This is a genomic window from Winogradskyella ouciana, from assembly GCF_009709615.1.
GTDB classification, from domain to species: domain Bacteria; phylum Bacteroidota; class Bacteroidia; order Flavobacteriales; family Flavobacteriaceae; genus Winogradskyella; species Winogradskyella ouciana.
On the sequence record NZ_WJYA01000008.1, the window covers coordinates 41,927 to 60,895 of the forward strand.

The following is an 18,969-nucleotide window of genomic DNA, read 5'->3' on the forward strand; positions in this document are numbered from 1 at the left end:
ACAGCAAAATGATGTTTCGATAATCTGAATTTTTTTTTCATTTAATACACTTTTATAGCCTTTAATAATTGTTTAGTTTGGGCCTTAAACTCTAGTAAGAAAAAAATATGTAATATGGCTATTCCTTCCCTTTCAGACAGGTAATTGGCAAATATCAATTCATTTTCGTCTTGTTTTAAAAGCGTGTTGCTAATATCTGTTAAGCGTTTTAAATTTTTAGTAGTTAAAGGATTTTCACTTTTGTATTGTCTCATAAACCCTCTAAAGATATTATCCCATTCTTTACTGGAATCCATAGTGCCTAATCGATATATGACTGGTATAAATTGTTGATCTGTAAAATAGGTATTATTCTTATCGATAACTTTTTCGATGCGCTCTAACTCTTGGTAATAATTAATAAGCTGATCCTTAAAGTTTTCGTTTTTTAATAACTCAATATTGCCAGACGAAATGAGCTCGGTGTATGTAGGATTAGTGTTTAGAAAGGTTCGTCTACTGGTTATAGTCCCCAAAGCTCTTGCTGTAATACTATCAATTTTAAAGGTATTGGTTTCGTTATAGGGTTTTAGAGCAATTCTACAAGAGGTTGTAATTTCTTTTTCAAAGTCAATTTGCAAATCGATAGCTTTTATTTGATTATTAAGATCACGTTCTATGTTGATTACATAACTAGCTTCTCGGTTAGCGTTAATGCGGTCATTATTCCAATTATTGATCTGTAGTGCAATCAAAATTCCAATCACGACTAGGATAATTTCGCCAATAGCGTAAAGCAAGTATTTTTTAGTTTTGTTCTGTTTAATCATGGATTGACGTATATGTCGGAAGAATTTTATCATTAATAGGTCTTTATTTTTTTTGAGTTACCAAAAACAATTCCCTTGCGATTGATTTTAGTTTCAGTTATATCTGTTTTGTTGGTGAATTTTATAATGGCATCCAAATGACTAAAATAGATTGGATGATAAAAAAAACTATAAATGGAAGGACCAAATAGCCCATGACATCGCGTGCTTGAATTTTAATGCCTTTTCCCATGATGGGAAATACAAGCAATAAATAAAAGGGTTGCAACACATTAGATAGACTCTCTCCATAGGCGATGGACAAAGACGCTCTTGATACCATTGCTGTAACTTCGTTAGTTGGCAAACCTTCACCAATTACTTTAACGGCTTCAATAATACTTGGACCAACTACAGCGAATTCGCCACCTGCAGATGGTATAGCAAAGTTGATTACTCCACCAGTGAGGTAAGCGAAAAAGGGGTAGGTATCAATGGTTGCAACAGAGGCCAAAATTTCTGCCAACTTCTCCCCTAAACCTGTGTACAGCATAATACCCATAATACCTGCATAAAAAGGATATTGATATAAAATACCTGATACATTACTACTAGATCGTTTCATAGCAATGACATATCGCATCGGTGTTTTATGCAATGCCAGGCCAATCATCAAGAAAATGAAAATCATAATATTAAAATTCAATTGAAAACCATTGGTGTAAAAGTGATAGATGATATAGCTCAATCCCATTAAAACAATACAAGACAGGAGCAAAACACCATTATTTAATTTATCGGAAACGGATTTATATGATAAGTTTAAACCAATTGCTTCATCCTTTATGGAAAGTTCTTTTTGGGCCGTTTTATCCTCTAACATATCCTCGAGTTGTTTGATGTTTTTCGTTTTCGGAATAAGAAGAATAATCATTAAAGGCGCAAATATTACATATAATGCCATCATAGCAAAGTTTAAAGCAGAGCCCAATGTAAAAGTGGTTGGAATTATATCTGTTAAGATTCCTGCTTCAATTAGATAATTATTTTCTGTTCCCAACAGTAATGGAATAGAGCTAGAAAGACCTGTTACCCAGCTTCCACCACTAAAGTAAACACAGGCTACTAAAAAAGGGTAGTTTACACCTTTAACTCGGATTGCTAATTCTCTCGCTAACACACATGTAATAACAATCCAACCAAAACTTATAAGTGACAACAGTGTCCCTACTAATACCACCATGAGGTAAACTTGCCTTGGTGTTTTGAGGCGAATGGTCAATTTGTCTATGCCTTTATTTATAAATGGAGAAAGTGCTATGGCAAACCCTGTGATTATAATCAATACAATTTGCATCCCAAACTCTAACAACGAATAAAAACCATCGTACCAACCTTTAATGATTTCCATGGGTGAAGCATCTAGCCAGATAAAAGCAATAAATCCTGTAAAAATGGTAAGTAACATAGCGAATACAAATGCATTTGGCATATATTTCTCAAATAGTTTTGTTGATACTTCTCCGAATTTTGTGAGCATAATAGGTTGGTTTTTATTATTACATTAATATGTTTTAAACGGTATGTATAAAGAATTTAATCATCTGATGCTAACTCTTTGTCTTTCGTGTTTATAATATCTTTACATTTTTTTGTTCTGTTCTGATTGATCATAGATTGACGTATATGGCAGAAGAATTTAATCATGATTCGTCGATATATTTATCAATGATTTCAATTAACAACTCAATTTTAGTTTTCATTTTATTTACCAACTGATTGTGCTCCTTTGTTTTATTTAACATCACAAAAAGTCCAGATAATACTTTGGGATCTTTATGTACCTCCATTTCTTCCAATGCGATAACATCAAATTCTTTTTTTGTTACATACCTAAGCATAGACTTATTTATCATTTTTGGAGCGACGTTATCGAGAAAACTTTGAGAAGTTATTATTAGCTGATTTTGAACACCATCTAGCATATTATCTGAGTAATATCGAGAAATTTCTTTTCTCAAATTATCAGATCTGATAATATCGATATTTCCTGTTGATGTGATATTGCTGAAAGCCACGTTTGTAGGCTCAAATAATGAATAATTGGTAACGATGGGAAGAAATTGAGAAAATTCCTTACCTAATTTGGGGTATTTATCCATTTGAGATAAATAATAAAATGATGAATCGATACTCTGTAATTTAGATCTATTTTTATCCAATACATCTTGTATCTTCTGCAGGTCTTCATTTAGATTTTCCCTTATTTCTATTAGATAACGATATTCCTTATCTATATCTTTTTTATTCGTATTCCAATTATTAATCTGAAGCGCAATGAGAATACCAATAACCACAAGTATAATTTCGCCTATGGCATAGAGCAGATACTTTTTTGTTCTGTTCTGGTTGATCATGGATTGACGTATATGACGGAAGAATTTAATCATTGGTATCTATATCACTTTTTTGCTCTCGTTTGTACTTAACAAACAAGCGCACAATGATTCTTAATATGAGCGCGAAAGCCACCAAATAGATTATTGTATTAGTTTCCATATGCTTTGTTATAATTGAATTTTATATTTATCCTGCCTTACCATCACCATCTATATCTTGCGATAAATGCGTTTCTAAGGCAATTAGTGTTTTTTTAAGTAATGCCTTTGTATTGGCTAATTCTGTTTCTAACTGATCTACGCGTTCTTCAACACTATCGGCTTGTTCTTGTTGTTTCTCTAATTCGTCTTGTTGTAATAAATCCCAGAAGATTCCCATGGTTATATGTTTTTTATAATAATTGTTTAAAAATGCATTTAGTTAGATTTATGCACTTCCAACTCTATTTCAATCATAAATTCCGGAAGCGCTAATTCCTTTACACCAAGCCAAGAACCTGTTGGAAAATGATTTTTGTAAATTTCTGCTCTGTAGCCTGCAACCTCTAGCATCTTTGGCATATTGGTTGTGAAAATGTCTTCTTTTACCACATCGTTAAATGTGCAACCGTAATGCTTTAGGATTTTTTCTAAATCTGCATAGCAATTTTTCATCTGTTGTTCTAAATCACCAATGGCAGTTGGGTTGCCTTCATCGTCCATACTTACAGCTCCAGAAACTTTAATGCTATTGCCTATTTTAACAGCGTGCGAATAACCATAGGCTTTTTCTACCTCTGGGCGCAGTAAAAAATACTCAGGGTTTTCTGCTTCGATAATGACCTCCTTTTCAACTTCTTTGGTTGTTTCTTTTTCTTTTTGCTCACAACTTTGAGTTGTAAAAGCTAAAGCGATAAAAAGTGTAATTAAACTAATTTGTTTGCTAAGTGTTTTCATAATAATTGTATTTAGTGCCTGGGTTGTTCGGTTTTTGGCTTTCCCGTTTTTTATGGTTTTACTTTCGTTAATTTTTAATCTCTTGTTCAATTAACACCATAGTCGAATCTACCTTGTCACTACAAGGATTATTTCGCCAATAACGTATTTAAGGTACTTACCTGTTTTGTTTTCACTCATAAGTTTGAATCTAATTTTTCTAAAAAACTTAATCATAGTTTCTGATTTTTCCGCAAGCGGCTATCTCAACCAAAGGCCTACCAGACCTTTGATTTTGCTTCATTTCGACTGCGCTCAATGTGACAGCAAAATGATGTTTCGATAATCTAAAGAATTTAATCATGTGTTAGTTTTTCAATTCTTGTTGTATTAAGTCTATAATTCTATTTGTATCTGCTATCAAATTTTCTAGTTTGCCAATAGCATCTTTATTAATCCAATAATGAACTGCTGCGTTGTTTATATATTCTTCTTTTTTTTCCTTCAAATGAACAGCGAGTTCTGATTGGTTTTGTTCTCCAAATAAAAAAGCTGATGCAGGCTCAAACCTCATAATACTATTGTTGTAAGTAAATGGCGCATCATTAGGGAGTGCCCATTCCGTACCAATTCTTATCCATTCTGCAACTTGTTTGTGCTTGGCATAATGTTTTACCAATTCATCACGCAAGTTAGAATTACGTATATCCTTTAAATTACCAGTACTGGATAAATCATCAAACGTTGAGGTTGAAGACGTAAAAATGGGATATATGCTTCCGTAACCGAAAAAATCGTTAGCTGCTAATACCAGCTTTTCATCACTAGAATTTACAGAGTTTAAAGCAAAAGAAAGGCTCTCTATCGTTTCAATCCCTTTTTCTAAGTCAGCAATATTACTTTTAAAGGTGTTGATATCTTCTTTGTTTTCTGATAGAAGTCTTTTTAGGTAAAGGTTCTCTTGTTTTGCTGATTTTCGATTTTCATTCCAATTGTTGATTTGAAGTGCAATGAGAATCCCAATTACTACAAGAATGATTTCACCAATGGCGTAGAGCAGATATTTTTTTGTTCTATTTTGGTTAATCATAGATTGTCTTATTTGGCGGAAGAATTTTATCATATTATGCACTATTTAGCTTAGCTTTTTTAATCCATTCATTATTTGCTCGCGTAGCTTATTATTAATATCCTCAAAGACCAATAATTTATTTAAAGTGCCACCATTGTTATCTTGAAAGGCTATTAAGAAAAAAGATAATTCTTCTATAAAGTTTGGATCATTAGGGTTTTTTACAACCATTTGCTCATCTTTTTCTATAAGCGATAAAAATCGAACTAAACCGTTTCTGTCATTAAAAACTTTGAGGATTGTTACTTCAATATCCAGAATACTATTGCTCATTTTTGGCTGTTCATAATCATAATATCTCGAGATTTCGGTAGTCAGCTCATTATTGGAGAGCTGTAATCCTTTAGATTTAAGTATTTCATATGCATTGTTAATTGGAAAATACCTTTCAAAGGTGAGTATGTCTACCAAATAAAATTTCAAGGAATCAGTATCTTTAGATTCAGAGCTAACAAATTTTTGTAGTTCGATTATAGCTGTTTTTGCCTTTTGCCGCTGAGCGATAATTTCCTTGACTAGAATTGCATCTTCTTCAAGATTTTTTAATACTTCAGTTAATACATAGCGTTCATCTTTCCGGGATTTTTGGTCTTCATTCCAATTGTTAATTTGAAGTGCAATGAGAATCCCTATAACCACAAGGATAATTTCACCAATGGCGTAGAGCAGATATTTTTTGGTTCTGTTTTGATTTATCATAGATTGACGTATATGACGGAAGAATTTAATCATGATTTAAGTCTTTATTTATTAACTTAAGTAATCTTACAATACGTTTCCTCAGCGCATACGCCTGTACATTAATTACACTGTTGTAAATAATACATGTGCTTGCAACTCCTTCGATTTCAGTTGCATTTTCTATAATAATCGAAGGTAAATCAATGTTGTTTTTATGAATAGCAAAAGATATAGTATCATTTTTATCTAATGCATGCTCAGGCGAATAACCGCTATTTAATATATAAGCGCCTACATTTCGGATTAATCTCTCTTTAATTAATACTGGGTAGTAATTTTGATTACGGAACATTTGCCAATTGTCTTCAATTTCTTGAACTTGGTAAACATCGGACGTCCAGTTGGAAAGCATTTCAGAAATACTGTCGTTGGTAATTAGCCTTAGCTTCCCGTTAACTATGATATCGTTCTCAAGTGGATCGAAGGTAGGATCTTGGGACAATCTAAAAAGACAGTATAACAGCGAATCATCTTCTATTTCTTTGGGATTATCTATATAGTTCAGCAATACATTACTCGCGTGCGTCATTTTATGGCGCATCGAAATCTTCTCATCTAATTGTTTTAGATTTTGTGTGTATTCTTTATGTAGCTGCTTTAGTATTTTTTGTTCGGCTAAACGCTCTTTTCTGCTTTCATTCCAATTATTAATCTGCAACGCAATCAATATCCCAATAACTACAAGAATAATTTCGCCTATAGCATAGAGTAGATACTTTTTAGTTTTACCTTCGGAAATGAAGCGTTGGCGAATATGCCTAAAAAACTTAATCATTGTTTTTAATTTTATGCATGAGTTTTTTAGCAACCTGTTGCCTCGATTTTATTTTCCCCAAAATATTATAGCTCCGACCTAAATCTCCTATGATATAATTTTCCATTTTAGGTGCTCTGAGCAACGAATTGTAATCGGCAGAAATGTTCCGTGTATCTTCAACTGATGCGATTTTCTGATAAAAACCATCGACATCTTCTTCGTTTATCACTAAAGCGCCAGTTTCTGCTGTCATATAATTTTCTGGTAATTGGTACATAAAAGGTTCATACTGGTTTTCTACAAATCGGGTTAAAGACTCAAATGTGTTTTCAATCAAAACAAAATCGGCATAATACTGTGCAAGTTCCTTCAAAAGTTCTTTCTCGTTAAATTCATTAAAAGCACCTGAGGATTTAGCCGAATCAAATGTGGTGGAATACGATGTTGGATTAGAAGTATAAAAAATCGGTTCTACGTATTTCCCGAATTTCTCTATACCCATGGTCTTTTGTGGGTTACGGACGTAAGTGAGTAGTGTATCTAAATATTCAATCCGTTTTAAGTGAAAATGTTCATAATACTTTAACTTTTCTTCATCCTTTTGTAAATCCACTAAAACATTACTGTGAAAGTTTTTTTCATCGCGTTCAGTTTTGCGATTGTCATTCCAATTGTTGATTTGCAATGCAATCAAGATACCAATCACTACGAGAAATATTTCTCCAATGGCGTAGAGCAGATATTTGCTGAAACTGTTTTCCCTTATTAAACGTTGGCGGATATGTCTAAAAAACTTTATCACATTACTCTATATAATTTGTTCCATTTAAAACTGGAAATAAATAAACTGCTCTCCACTGCCTTGTGCTATACATATCAGTACAAACAATATGGCCCAAACTATTCCCAAAACTATTGGTGGTGTTTTTAGGGAAACGGCTTTCATAGAGGTATTTCGCATTACCCAATGACAAATAAATAAAATGGTAATCACCGTGAATACTTTTATAATATCAAAAGACTGCAGAATCTTTGCACCGTCATTCAACCCAAACATCGATGCCAACATATTCTTCGCGGTTTCGAATTCTCGTGCCCTAAAAAACACCCAAGTAATGTTAACACAGGTGTAAGTGAGCAATGCGAGTAGAACACCATTCCAGGTATTTATTTTTATGCGAATTTTGTTACGCAGCAAGCGTTCTATAACCAGATAAATACCATGAAGTGCTCCCCAAATAACAAAGGTCCAAGCGGCTCCGTGCCAAAGACCACCCAACAACATCGTTATCATTAATGCAGCATACATGCTGGTGATGCCGTGTCTATTTCCACCCAATGGAATATAGAGGTAGTCTCTAAGCCAAGTTGAAAGTGAAATGTGCCAACGCCTCCATAAATCTGAAAATCCTATGGCTGCATAGGGATATCTAAAGTTATCTGGTAATATGATGCCTAACATCAAAGCGATACCGATAGCACAGGTAGAGTACCCAGCAAAATCAAAGAAAATTTGTCCTGAAAATGCCAAGGTTCCCGTCCAGGCATCCAAACCGTGTAAAATGGTTCGTGATCCGAAAACGTCATCAGATGTGCCAGCCAATAGCGTATCTGCCAATACAATTTTTTGAAACAATCCTATAGTCAACAAAAAGGTTCCCCAAAGAAATTGCTGTGTCGTTGCCTTTTTTTCCTCGTAAAACTGAGTGATGAGTTCTTTTGCCCTTACGATAGGACCAGCAACCAATTGTGGAAAGAAGGTTACATATAAAGCGAAGTCCAAAAATGTACGTGCTGGTTCTATTTTCCTTTTGTACATGTCTATGGTATAAGACATGGTTTGAAAGGTGTAGAATGAAATACCCATTGGTAAAATAATATCCATGGGTTGTGCCTGAAAATCCATTCCAACGGCATTCAATGCCGTGACAAAATTCTCTAGTAGAAAATCGCCATACTTAAAAAAAGCAAGGAAGCCTAAGTTGACAAACATACTCAACAGCAACCACATTTTACGCTGACGTTGATTTTCTAATACCGCTAATTTTTTACCTGCTGTGTAATCTACGATTGTTGAAATCCAAAGTAGAATGACCAAAGGTGGATTCCACATGGCATAAAACAAATAACTCGCTAAAAGCAACATTCGTTTTTTATTGGTCCAGTTGAATAGTTTAGCATAGTACAACACGAGTACTATCGCTAAAAAGACGATAAAACTTAAAGAATTGAATAACATAATTAGTTGGTTGGTTTAGTTAGTGCATTATCTTTTATCATCTCTTGTGCCAAAACACGTGTATATATATCCGCATCTTCCGCACTTAAATGTGACCATTCCGGACATACCATATCCTTAAGCTCATCGTAATCTTCGTAATGATAGCTTTTGGCTCCCGTAATTTTCACTAGTTCATCGTAGAGTTTGTCTCTGGGGAAAAATTTACTTTCGCCACCTTTAAACATCCCACTAGATGGTGGTCTCACCAAAATAAGATTGCCACCACGTTCCATAAACTTTTTGGCATCTGCAGCAAAGAATTTGGTGGTTCCTTCTACATCTGGAGGAGGTCCGTCACTGGTTATTATGAATTTCCATGCGTTTGTAATCACATTAGCAAATGCCGTATCTGTTGCTGTACGCTCAGTCATTCTCGTGTTTCTATCACTATCAATCGTGCCGAACTCAAAAAAAGGTGGGTATTGTGGTTTCCCAGTACGTTCGGCAAGTTTAATGCGCCTTAATAGACCTTTAAGGTCAATGTTTTCATCCGCTTCTTCTTCATGACCAGACATCATGACTAAATTTTCTTGAAGTGGAATGGACAGCCAATGATTAACGCGATTGGCATAAGTTCGCTTATGGTAGTGGTCCACTCGAAGTTGTGGACGTCTCCATGGACCTGCCTGAGGAAATGTAGTTGAAAAAAACAAAGGTGGAGTCACACCTACGATGACTGTTCCATTAAAATCCGTATTCTCCACAATGTCATGAAAAATTGGTAATGGAGAACTTCCTGCCGAAGCCAATTGAATTGGTCTAATACCTGTAACTTTTTCAAATTCATCTAATTGAATATCAAAAAGCACACGTGAAGATCCGGTTAAAACGACGTCGTTTTCTGTCAGTGAATTGACCTTGTCACGTTCTACTGCCCATAGATGTTTATTGTCATCTAATGTTGGTTCATAGCCTTGAGAACGCCAGTAGAGTTCCCAAGAAACTAACCCAATTGCACTTAGAACAAGTGCAACCAGTAATGAAGTTTTTAATTGCATAATGGTTGGTTATTGGTTATAGCTTGTTAGTAGGTTTTCAAACTACTAACTGTTATAAATATAGTCATTATATTTTACTGATAGCCAAATAATTGAATGACGCACAGTAATAATTAGTTCATTTATATTTTCTCAGAATCTGCCAATTTCTTGGTATCAGCATATTGTTGAAATCCAACAATCTTTCCATCTTTAAGCGTCCAATGGTGGGCTGCCTGTATGGTATAAGTCTTACCATTTTTCATTTCAAGTACATAGTGTAAAGTTGCCAACACTTGATTGTTACTCATTTCGTGAAGTTTCACATCTTTTAAAGTGAAGGATTTGTAGCGTTCTCCAATTCGAGCAAAAACACCGTTCAATACAGCATCAGGACCAATGTAAGGGTTACCATCTGCCAGTGAATTACTTTCAGCTTCGTTCCACACAATCTCATCATCCATTAAGGCCAAAACTGCCGGAATATCTCCTTTTGAAAACAGCTCATAAACAGAATTAATAATACTAGCATTATCTGTTGTTTCGAGGTAGCGATAGCTTTTTAAGATTTTCCAGTCTCCATTAACATTTTTAAGTGTATTTACAAACTCTCCTTTTAACACGCCTTTAGGCTCATCAGTTTTACTGTAAACAAATGTTCCGCTGACAAACATATGATTATCATCTAACTGTGATACATCAGTTGTTTCTAACGAAATAGTAAAGGTTCCGGAATCAAAAGTTGCTTTATATTGATTCTTAATATTCTCCAATCCATTAATCATTGTTGCATCAGAATTTCTAATAGAAGCATTCGCCGTGTACAATTTATCTATGTTTTCAAGATTAGAATTGTTAATCATTTCTATGTACAGTTGATGCATCTTTTCTACATCAGCTTTTACATCTTGGGCATTGCAATTATATGTTGATATACTCAACAGTAATAGCATTACAATAATGGTTTTTAATGGTTTCATAATATTTATATTTAATTGGTTAATAGAATTTTCAGATTATTGTTTTATTCATCTTTTTCAGATTCAGAAATAAATTTCATGCCATCATAAAAAGCTGCAAATGGTACGTGTCCTGCATTCTCATAGGTTTTATATTTAAATCTCACCTGATCTCCCAAAGCAGATTTTATTTTTTTTGAAAAATCTACCAAAGACTGATGAATTTCTTGTTTCGGGTCCAATGGATCGGACAAAGAATTAGCGACAAACAGTGTCCTACCATTAAAACTATTTTTATCCTTAAAGGCTTTGTTTGACAACTCAGTAAAATAATCACCCATATCTGCAAACCAACCAGCACATGTACCAATGTAATTGTTGAACAGTTCTGGCTTTGCCAAAAAAGCGTACATCACAAATAGGCCACTAAGGGATCTACCACGTATGGTGCGTTCTTCGGAAGTTCTATATTTAGTTTCGATATATGGAATCAATTCTTCACCCAAAAACGACAAAAAGTGATGTGCTTGTGGATTTTCAACTTTATAAGACGGCCTGCTCAATGGCATCATATCTCTATCCCGATTGGTATTAGCGATGGCTACGATAATAAATTCTAGCTTTAAATTATACGCTACTAGTCGTGCATCGATAAGATTATTCTCAGTGCCATCCAAAAGGTATAGAACAGGATAACTTTTGCCTGTTGCTTCATAGTCATCTGGAAGTGTAACAACAAGATTTCTAGTCTCATCTAAGATGCTTGAATACAAACTGTCTTTGTGACCAATCTTTACGGTTACATCTTGCGAATACGCAACGTTTGAAACCAGCATGAGAAGACTTACAAGCAATACACCAATGATTTTCATAACCACTTTGATTCTTATTATTTTTTTAGCATCAGCAAGATATCGTCTATCATCATAGTAGTCAATCACATCTTAATGTGAAATCCAACGCTATCATTTTGTATATTTGGGTATTAGCTATTAACCAACATCAATACCTTGAGGTCATTTTTAAATTCTTTATATGGACTCTTGAGTCTTTTTCTGTGCTTAATACATTTGCAGATTGATGCTCAAAACCCATCACAAATCGATGTGCTCACAACAGAAGATGGGTTGTTATTTAGAGACGTTTCTGATGTAGTACAAGACAATAAGGGACTGCTCTGGATTGGCACAGCGCAAGGCCTGAATCGCTATGATGGCCAACATTTTAAAGCCTACACCAGCGATATACAGAATCCGTTTTTTATTGAAGAAGATTTTATAAAGTCCAATATGCTCTACAACGAATTGGACAATTCTGTATGGTTTTTGGCCAACGACAAATTATTTCAACTTGATATAGCCACAGATTCCATACATTCCTATAATGGGAATCATAACCTAAAAGGGCAGGTATTGGATATTTTTAAAGCTCCAGATGATTCCATTTGGGCGATTACCGATGATTACTGGAATGTTGAAAAAGGAAAGGCTAAGCAATACCTTCAAAAGTTTGAAGATGGCAAATTTAAAATTGTGGTTTCAGTGGATAGGTATAAGCGTGGCTTTAATCAATTAATTTCTGATGCTGAAGGTTTTATCTGGTGGACAACCACAAGAGGCACCAATAAATACACACTCGAAGGCGAATTGCTTGAAAGTCATGTACTGGACACCTACAACTGGAATGGTGACCTCATACATTACGTTCCACAGTTTGTTAGTAGTAATAATACCCATTATTATTTTCCATCCTCACGAGGTGGTATCGCTATTTTTGATTCGACTTTAAAAACCTCAAAATTTATTTTCAATACGGACGATATCATTAGGCGTGCTATTGAGGATCAAGACCATAATATCTGGTTTGCTGGCAACAAGACCTTGTATCGTATGGATACCAAAGGACATTTTGGCGATTATACCGAATTGCTCAAATCAAAACTAGACTATTCAACAATTAACAATCTGTTTATAGACAAAAACGGATTGTTATGGGTGGCAACCGACAATGGTTTGTTTAAGGTAAAAACCGAAAAACAGTTGTTTTCCAATCTTTTTAAATCAGAAAAGGAAGGCTGGGGAAATTCCATGCGAGGTATTTTTGAGGGTGCAGATGGACGTATTTTTAGCCTTTGTGAAAGCAAGCACCAACTTTGGTATCAAACAAAAAATGGTGAAATAGATTCCTTACCCTTAAAAACTGAAAACGGGAAGCCGTTGTCACTAATGTACGACTCCAGTTTTTTATTTACGGATAATACAAAAACCTATGCTTATGCAGCTGGCAGAGGTATTTATAAGATAAATTTAAAAACAGGTCAAACTAAAGTATACAGTCAATTTAGCAACCATAATAAAGTCTACGGACCCAATGCTTTAATAAAACTGAATGATGGACGTTTGTTGTTTGGATATACTTTAGAATTTCTCACAGTATTTAATCCAAAAACTGAAGAAAGTCACTCCGTTTTTAAGAATCTCAATGAACAAAACAATATCGCAGATCTTCAATTTTTTGAAGAAAGTAGGGACGAGAATTGCATCTGGATTGGCACCAAGAACGACGGTATTTTAAAAATAAACCTCAACGGAACCATCTTAAAATCCTACAATTCCAATACGACGCCAAAACTCGGCAAACACCATGTGCTTTGCCTAAAAGAAGATAACGATGGTAGTATTTGGGTTGGGACTTATGGTGGTGGACTTAGCCATATTTCTACCGATGAAAAAACGTTAACCAACTTCACCAAAATTAATGGTTTGCCAGATGACAACGTTGTTGGTATCATTCCAGATGGAAATAATAAATTGTGGATTAGCACGTACAACGGATTAGCCCTATTTGATAAAACCACCAAAGAATTTAAGAATTTTTATACCGAAGATGGGTTATCGCATAATGAGTTCAACTATTCGTCCTTTTTTAAAGATAGTGAAGGCCTCTACTATTTTGGTGGTATGAATGGCATCAACGTTTTTAACCCTAAAACATTGGAAAAATCGGTAAGACCACCAGCTATACAATTCTTGGGTATTTCAGGTTATAACAGCAGAACCAAAGAAAGTTATGAAAAGGATTTTGCCCAAACGGAATTACAAGAGTTTACAGCATCACCATACGATCAATATTTTGAGGTTAGTTGGTCTTTACCAAGTTATTTTCAGAATAATAAAAATACCTTTAGTACCAAATTAGAAGGTTTTGAAGATCGTTGGTTTTATCAAGGCAATGCAACCTCAGTCCGATATAATAAGTTACCCGCTGGTGATTATGTATTAAAAGTGAAAGGCGCAGATTCTAGAGGAAGTGAAAGTGCAAATATTTTGTCCATTCCTATAACTGTAAAACAAATTTTTTATAAACGTTGGTGGTTCATTGTTTTAGTACTGCTGGTTGTCTCCGCATTTGTTTATGCCATATTTAGATACCGCTTACAGCAAGCATTGGCTATGGAACGTCTACGCACAAAAATCTCTAGCGATTTACATGATGATGTCGGTTCGTTACTTTCAGGTCTAGCTATGCAAACTGAACTTATGGAGGCTACAGCAAGCGAGGCTGATAGAACCAGACTCCATAAAATAGCTACGATAAGCCGAAATGCCGTGTCACAAATGCGCGATCTGGTCTGGAGTATTGACAGCAGACGCGAAACTATTGCTGATTTAATTGAGCGTATGAGAGAATTGGCCGAGGAATTATTGTTGCCTAAAGACATTGCCTTTGAGATAGACGCATCTAGCATCAAAAATTTAGACAAGAAACTACCAGCCCAAACCAAACAGCATATTTTTTTAATTTTTAAAGAAGCCATCAATAACATCGTTAGACATTCTGATGCTGATTTTGTTGAAATTTACTTAACTAATCGCTCAAAAGGCTGTCAACTTATTATTAAGGATAATGGTAGCGAAAAAACGACTTATAAATCCTCTGGATTAGGCTTATCTAATATGGCCATGCGTGCTGAAAAATTAAAAGGAACACTTAATTTAAAAAACGGTAATGGTTTTGAAGTCTGTTTGGATTTACCTTTTAATATGTAATATCACATCTTAATGTGATTTTAAGTATCGTATAATGTACTAACTTTATGCCTTTACAAGCTCAATGCATCCAAGCCTAAAGCTAGAACCTAAAAAGATCTCTACTTCCGAGAGAATAAATATGATAAGATTGGCACTTATAGAAGATGATTTACTGATTCAAGATAGCTTGAACGACTTTTTTAATGCCCAAGATAATATCAATTGCATACAGACCTCTGCTTCCGTTGAGCACTTTTTAGAATACATTTCAGAATTAGAACATCAACCGGAAATTATCCTTTTGGATATAAATCTATTGGGCATATCTGGTATTGAAGGTATTCCGTTGCTATTGGATAAATTGCCAGACACCGATATTATTATGCTAACGACTTTTGAAGATAATGACAGTATTTTTAAAGCATTATGTGCTGGCGCCTGTTCATATTTATCCAAAAAAACACCACTAAAAAAAATAAAGGAAGCTATTGAGGTTGTGCATAAAGGTGGTTCTTATATGTCTCCTTCCATTGCCCGAAAAATAGTTAACCGGTTTGCACCAAAACGAAACAAAATTGAGATTTTAACGCCACGCCAAAAAGAAATCGTTGATGGTATCGTTGCAGGAAAAAGTTACAAAATGATAGCTGATGATTTGTTTGTTTCACTAGACACAGTAAGAAGTCATATCAAAAACACCTATAAAGCCCTTAAGATTAACAGTAAAGCTGAATTGATAAAAAAGGCTTATGACAATGAGATATAATTTAGTTTTTACACCACTCTCATTAAACGCTTAAACCGTCTTCTAAAAACCCTGAATTTCTTTTTTACTTTAGAACCTGAGGATACAGTAAATTCAACTTCATTCTTTACAAGTCCTAGCCTACCAGACATAAATTCGCGCCAAAAGATATTGTAAAGCATGTTGGGCTTTCCTTTATGTGAAATGGAACAATTCATCGCAATCTTTTTATAGCTTTTTTCTACTGAAAATTTAAGATCATCTTCTAAGTTGACCACGAAAAACGAAGATACCGTTTCAACAGTTGCTATTGGAATATCACCAACAAGATCTTGAGGGATGCTAAAAAACAGGACTAGGTTTTTGACATCCAACTTAGTTCTGTCTTCCCATCCAGTCACTCTTTCAGCCCAAGTAGTTACTCTATTTTTTGCCCATTCCTCTCTCATAACAAAATGATGGACTTCTGGTTCAACATCTTCTGTTTCTTTGACTAAACGATTATACTCCTCAATATGTTGATTGCAGAATTTTTTATTGACGTTATACAAACAGTATCCTATATCATGAGCAGATTCAATAAGCTCATCCCAATCGTTATTATTTAGAGAATAACATGTTAGGCAAAAGAAAAGTGTAAGAAGAGTAATTAAAGACTTCATGTCATGAAAATAAAAAAACCATTCTTAACGAATGGTTTTATACACTTATTTTAACTATAAATTAGTAAGCCTTGTCATGCACTTTAGCCACAGCTCTACCAGAAGGATCATTCATATTCTTAAATGCCTCATCCCATTCTAAAGCCGTTGCTGTGCTACATGCTACACTTGCTTCTTGAGGTACACTCTGTGCAGCCGCATCACTTGGAAAATGCCCTTCAAAAATAGTTCTATAATAATACTCTTCTTTGTTTAATGGTGTGTTAATTGGGAATCTAAACTTCGCATTAGCTAATTGCTCGTCAGTCACTTCTTGTTCTACAAGTTCTTTTAACGTATCAATCCAACTATAACCTACTCCATCACTAAACTGTTCTTTCTGTCTCCAAGCTACGCTTTCTGGAATATAATCTTCAAACGCTTTACGAATGACCCATTTTTCCATACGTTCTCCGTTTATCATTTTGTCTTTTGGGTTGATGCGCATGGCCACATCCATAAACTCCTTATCCAAAAATGGTACTCGCCCTTCAATTCCCCAAGCTGCTAAACTTTTGTTGGCTCTCAAACAATCGTACATATGGAGTTTATCCAATTTACGTACTGTTTCTTCATGGAACTCTCTTGCGTTAGGTGCCTTATGAAAATAGAGATAACCTCCAAAGATCTCATCAGCTCCCTCACCAGACAACACCATTTTTATACCCATGGATTTGATCACTCGTGCCATTAAATACATTGGTGTTGAGGAACGAATGGTAGTGATATCATAGGTTTCAATATTATAAATCACGTCCTTAATAGCATCCAAACCTTCTTGAATGGTGAATTTTATTTCGTGATGAACCGTACCAATATGATCTGCTACTTTTTGTGCAGCCGCCAAATCTGGAGAACCTTCCAATCCAACAGAAAAACTGTGTAATTGTGGCCACCACGCTTTTTCTTTGTCATCGGCTTCAATACGTCTTTCGGAATATTTTTTTGCAATGGCAGAGGTTACCGAAGAATCCAATCCACCAGACAACAACACTCCATAAGGTACATCACTCATTAATTGTCTATGTACAGCATCCTCTAAAGCTTGTTTAACTTCTTCAATACTCGTTTCATTTTCCTTCACAGCATCATAATCTGTCCAATCGCGTTTGTACCATCGTACCAATTCACCATCCTTACTGCTCATATAATGTCCAGGAGGAAATAATTCAATTTTGGTGCAAACTCCTTCAAGCGCTTTTAATTCTGAGGCTACATAAAAGGTACCGTTTTTATCCCAACCCATGTATAATGGAATAATTCCCATATGGTCTCTGGCGATAAAATATTCATCTTTCTTAACATCATAAATCGCGAATCCGAATATGCCATTCATCTCATCAACAAAACCAACTCCCTTTTCCTTATATAATGCTAAAATAACCTCACAATCACTTTCAGTTTGAAACTTGTAATCAGGAAATTGTTGTCTCAGTTCTCTATGGTTATAGATTTCACCATTTGCTGCTAGGATTAACTTTTTATCTTCACTGAACAATGGTTGTTTACCAGACGCTGGATCAACAATCGCCAAACGTTCATGAGCTAAAATTGCCTTATCATCACTATAAATTCCACTCCAGTCTGGTCCACGATGACGAATGGTTTTTGCCATCTCCAAAACCTGAGGTCTTAAGGTTTCACTTTTCTGTTTTATATCGAACGCACATACTATTCCGCACATAACTTTTTTACTTTATTATTAATTATGAAGCAAATATGATACTAAACTTTCATTTATTAAACATTAAATAATAATATGACTACATATTATTATTTATATTAGTTAATTTAGTTAAATTTGATACTTGTAAAATATAAAATCATGCATTCTCCTATCAATCTGTAAATTTTAATATTTCATTACGACAAACACGATATTATAACCTTTAACTTTATCCAAACAAATTTTAAAAAATTATGAAAACAACACGACTAATTACCACCATTGCCTTCGCATTTACAATGTTATTATCATTTAATGCAGAAGCACAAAAATTTTCTGGACTTGACAAAAGTCCTATGGACGCAGCATCTTTTCCAAGCGACTACAAAGATGCCAATAAACTTATCAAGGTCGTTTACAGTAGACCGCAATTAAAAGGTAGAGATATAAATGAATTAGCTAAGCCTGGAAAGGTTTGGAGACTGGGTGCTAATGAGGCTGCAGAGTTACATGTTTATACAGATATGCAACTTAACGGAACTGATGTTGATGAAGGTACGTATACCATATATGCTATTCCTGGAGAAAAAGAATGGACTATTATTATAAGTAATGACCTAAATGTTTGGGGAAGTTATTTTTATAATGAAGAAAACGATGTGGCAAGAATTACGGTTCCGGTAACACAAGGAGACGAATCATTGGAAGCATTCTCAATAGCTTTCGAAGCATCTGATGATGGTGTACACATGCATATGGGCTGGGGAAACACTAGAGTTGCTGTACCTTTTACTAAGGATTAAGTAAAAAAAAAATAGAAAATTAAAAAGTTCCGATCGAGTAAACTCTATTGGAACTTTTTTGTTGAATTACATTA

The 18,969-nt window shown here is 34.7% G+C and carries 18 protein-coding genes; 3 read left to right on the forward strand and 15 right to left on the reverse strand.

Translation table 11 applies throughout. The features are described 5' to 3' along the window. Positions 1-41: 41 nt before the first annotated feature. From F1003_RS13080 to F1003_RS13140, 13 genes are all read right to left on the reverse strand, one after another. The gene (locus tag F1003_RS13080; protein ID WP_155089888.1) at positions 42-842 is read right to left on the reverse strand and encodes a DUF6090 family protein; all 801 of its coding nucleotides are present in this window, start codon (positions 840-842) and stop codon (positions 42-44) included. Positions 843-930: 88 nt separating this feature from the next. After that, positions 931-2,328, reverse strand: a complete 1,398-nt coding sequence (locus tag F1003_RS13085) for a short-chain fatty acid transporter (RefSeq protein ID WP_155089889.1) — start codon at positions 2,326-2,328, stop codon at positions 931-933. Positions 2,329-2,491: 163 nt separating this feature from the next. Then, positions 2,492-3,238 (reverse strand): DUF6090 family protein, encoded by a 747-nt coding sequence (locus F1003_RS13090; RefSeq protein ID WP_155089890.1) that lies wholly within the window; start codon positions 3,236-3,238, stop codon positions 2,492-2,494. A gap of 136 nt (positions 3,239-3,374) precedes the next feature. After that, on the reverse strand, positions 3,375-3,566 hold the full coding sequence (locus F1003_RS13095; RefSeq protein WP_155089891.1) for a hypothetical protein: 192 nt from the start codon (positions 3,564-3,566) through the stop codon (positions 3,375-3,377). Positions 3,567-3,604: 38 nt separating this feature from the next. Beyond that, on the reverse strand, positions 3,605-4,123 hold the full coding sequence (locus F1003_RS13100) for a RidA family protein (protein ID WP_155089892.1): 519 nt from the start codon (positions 4,121-4,123) through the stop codon (positions 3,605-3,607). Positions 4,124-4,469: 346 nt separating this feature from the next. Then, positions 4,470-5,225, reverse strand: coding sequence for a DUF6090 family protein (locus tag F1003_RS13105; RefSeq protein WP_155089893.1), 756 nt, complete (start codon positions 5,223-5,225; stop codon positions 4,470-4,472). Between the two features lie 12 nt (positions 5,226-5,237). After that, a complete protein-coding gene (locus F1003_RS13110) occupies positions 5,238-5,966 on the reverse strand; it encodes a DUF6090 family protein (RefSeq protein ID WP_155089894.1) in 729 nt (242 codons plus the stop codon). Next, positions 5,959-6,750 carry a DUF6090 family protein gene (locus tag F1003_RS13115; protein ID WP_155089895.1) on the reverse strand — a complete coding sequence of 264 codons (792 nt, stop codon included), beginning with the start codon at positions 6,748-6,750 and terminating at the stop codon, positions 5,959-5,961. The genes F1003_RS13110 and F1003_RS13115 overlap by 8 nt, the downstream gene beginning before the upstream one ends. Further along, positions 6,743-7,534: a DUF6090 family protein gene (locus F1003_RS13120; RefSeq protein WP_155089896.1), complete on the reverse strand. Its 792-nt coding sequence runs from the start codon at positions 7,532-7,534 to the stop codon at positions 6,743-6,745. The genes F1003_RS13115 and F1003_RS13120 overlap by 8 nt, the downstream gene beginning before the upstream one ends. A 24-nt stretch (positions 7,535-7,558) precedes the next feature. Continuing rightward, on the reverse strand, positions 7,559-8,971 hold the full coding sequence (locus F1003_RS13125; protein ID WP_155089897.1) for an MBOAT family O-acyltransferase: 1,413 nt from the start codon (positions 8,969-8,971) through the stop codon (positions 7,559-7,561). 2 nt (positions 8,972-8,973) lie between these two features. Then, positions 8,974-10,011, reverse strand: coding sequence for a hypothetical protein (locus F1003_RS13130; RefSeq protein ID WP_155089898.1), 1,038 nt, complete (start codon positions 10,009-10,011; stop codon positions 8,974-8,976). Positions 10,012-10,133: 122 nt separating this feature from the next. Next, positions 10,134-10,970, reverse strand: coding sequence for a nuclear transport factor 2 family protein (locus F1003_RS13135; protein ID WP_155089899.1), 837 nt, complete (start codon positions 10,968-10,970; stop codon positions 10,134-10,136). 44 nt (positions 10,971-11,014) lie between these two features. Then, on the reverse strand, positions 11,015-11,890 hold the full coding sequence (locus F1003_RS13140; RefSeq protein WP_155089900.1) for an alpha/beta hydrolase: 876 nt from the start codon (positions 11,888-11,890) through the stop codon (positions 11,015-11,017). 69 nt (positions 11,891-11,959) lie between these two features. On the opposite strand from F1003_RS13140, the gene F1003_RS13145 reads away from it, so the two are divergent. Together F1003_RS13145 and F1003_RS13150 are read left to right on the forward strand one after the other, a co-directional pair. Further along, positions 11,960-14,998, forward strand: a complete 3,039-nt coding sequence (locus F1003_RS13145; RefSeq protein WP_155089901.1) for a sensor histidine kinase — start codon at positions 11,960-11,962, stop codon at positions 14,996-14,998. 64 nt (positions 14,999-15,062) lie between these two features. Then, entirely contained in the window at positions 15,063-15,746 is a 684-nt protein-coding gene (locus tag F1003_RS13150) for a response regulator (RefSeq protein WP_155089902.1), read from the forward strand. Positions 15,747-15,754: 8 nt separating this feature from the next. On the opposite strand, the gene F1003_RS13155 is transcribed toward F1003_RS13150, so the two are convergent. Together F1003_RS13155 and asnB are read right to left on the reverse strand one after the other, a co-directional pair. Continuing rightward, complete coding sequence (locus F1003_RS13155) at positions 15,755-16,387, reverse strand: hypothetical protein (protein ID WP_155089903.1); 633 nt, start codon at positions 16,385-16,387, stop codon at positions 15,755-15,757. A gap of 61 nt (positions 16,388-16,448) precedes the next feature. Then, complete coding sequence (gene asnB, locus F1003_RS13160; RefSeq protein WP_155089904.1) at positions 16,449-18,110, reverse strand: asparagine synthase B; 1,662 nt, start codon at positions 18,108-18,110, stop codon at positions 16,449-16,451. Between the two features lie 236 nt (positions 18,111-18,346). Between asnB and F1003_RS13165 the strand changes: the two genes are divergently transcribed. After that, positions 18,347-18,895: a DUF2911 domain-containing protein gene (locus F1003_RS13165; RefSeq protein WP_155089905.1), complete on the forward strand. Its 549-nt coding sequence runs from the start codon at positions 18,347-18,349 to the stop codon at positions 18,893-18,895. Positions 18,896-18,969 lie beyond the last annotated feature (74 nt).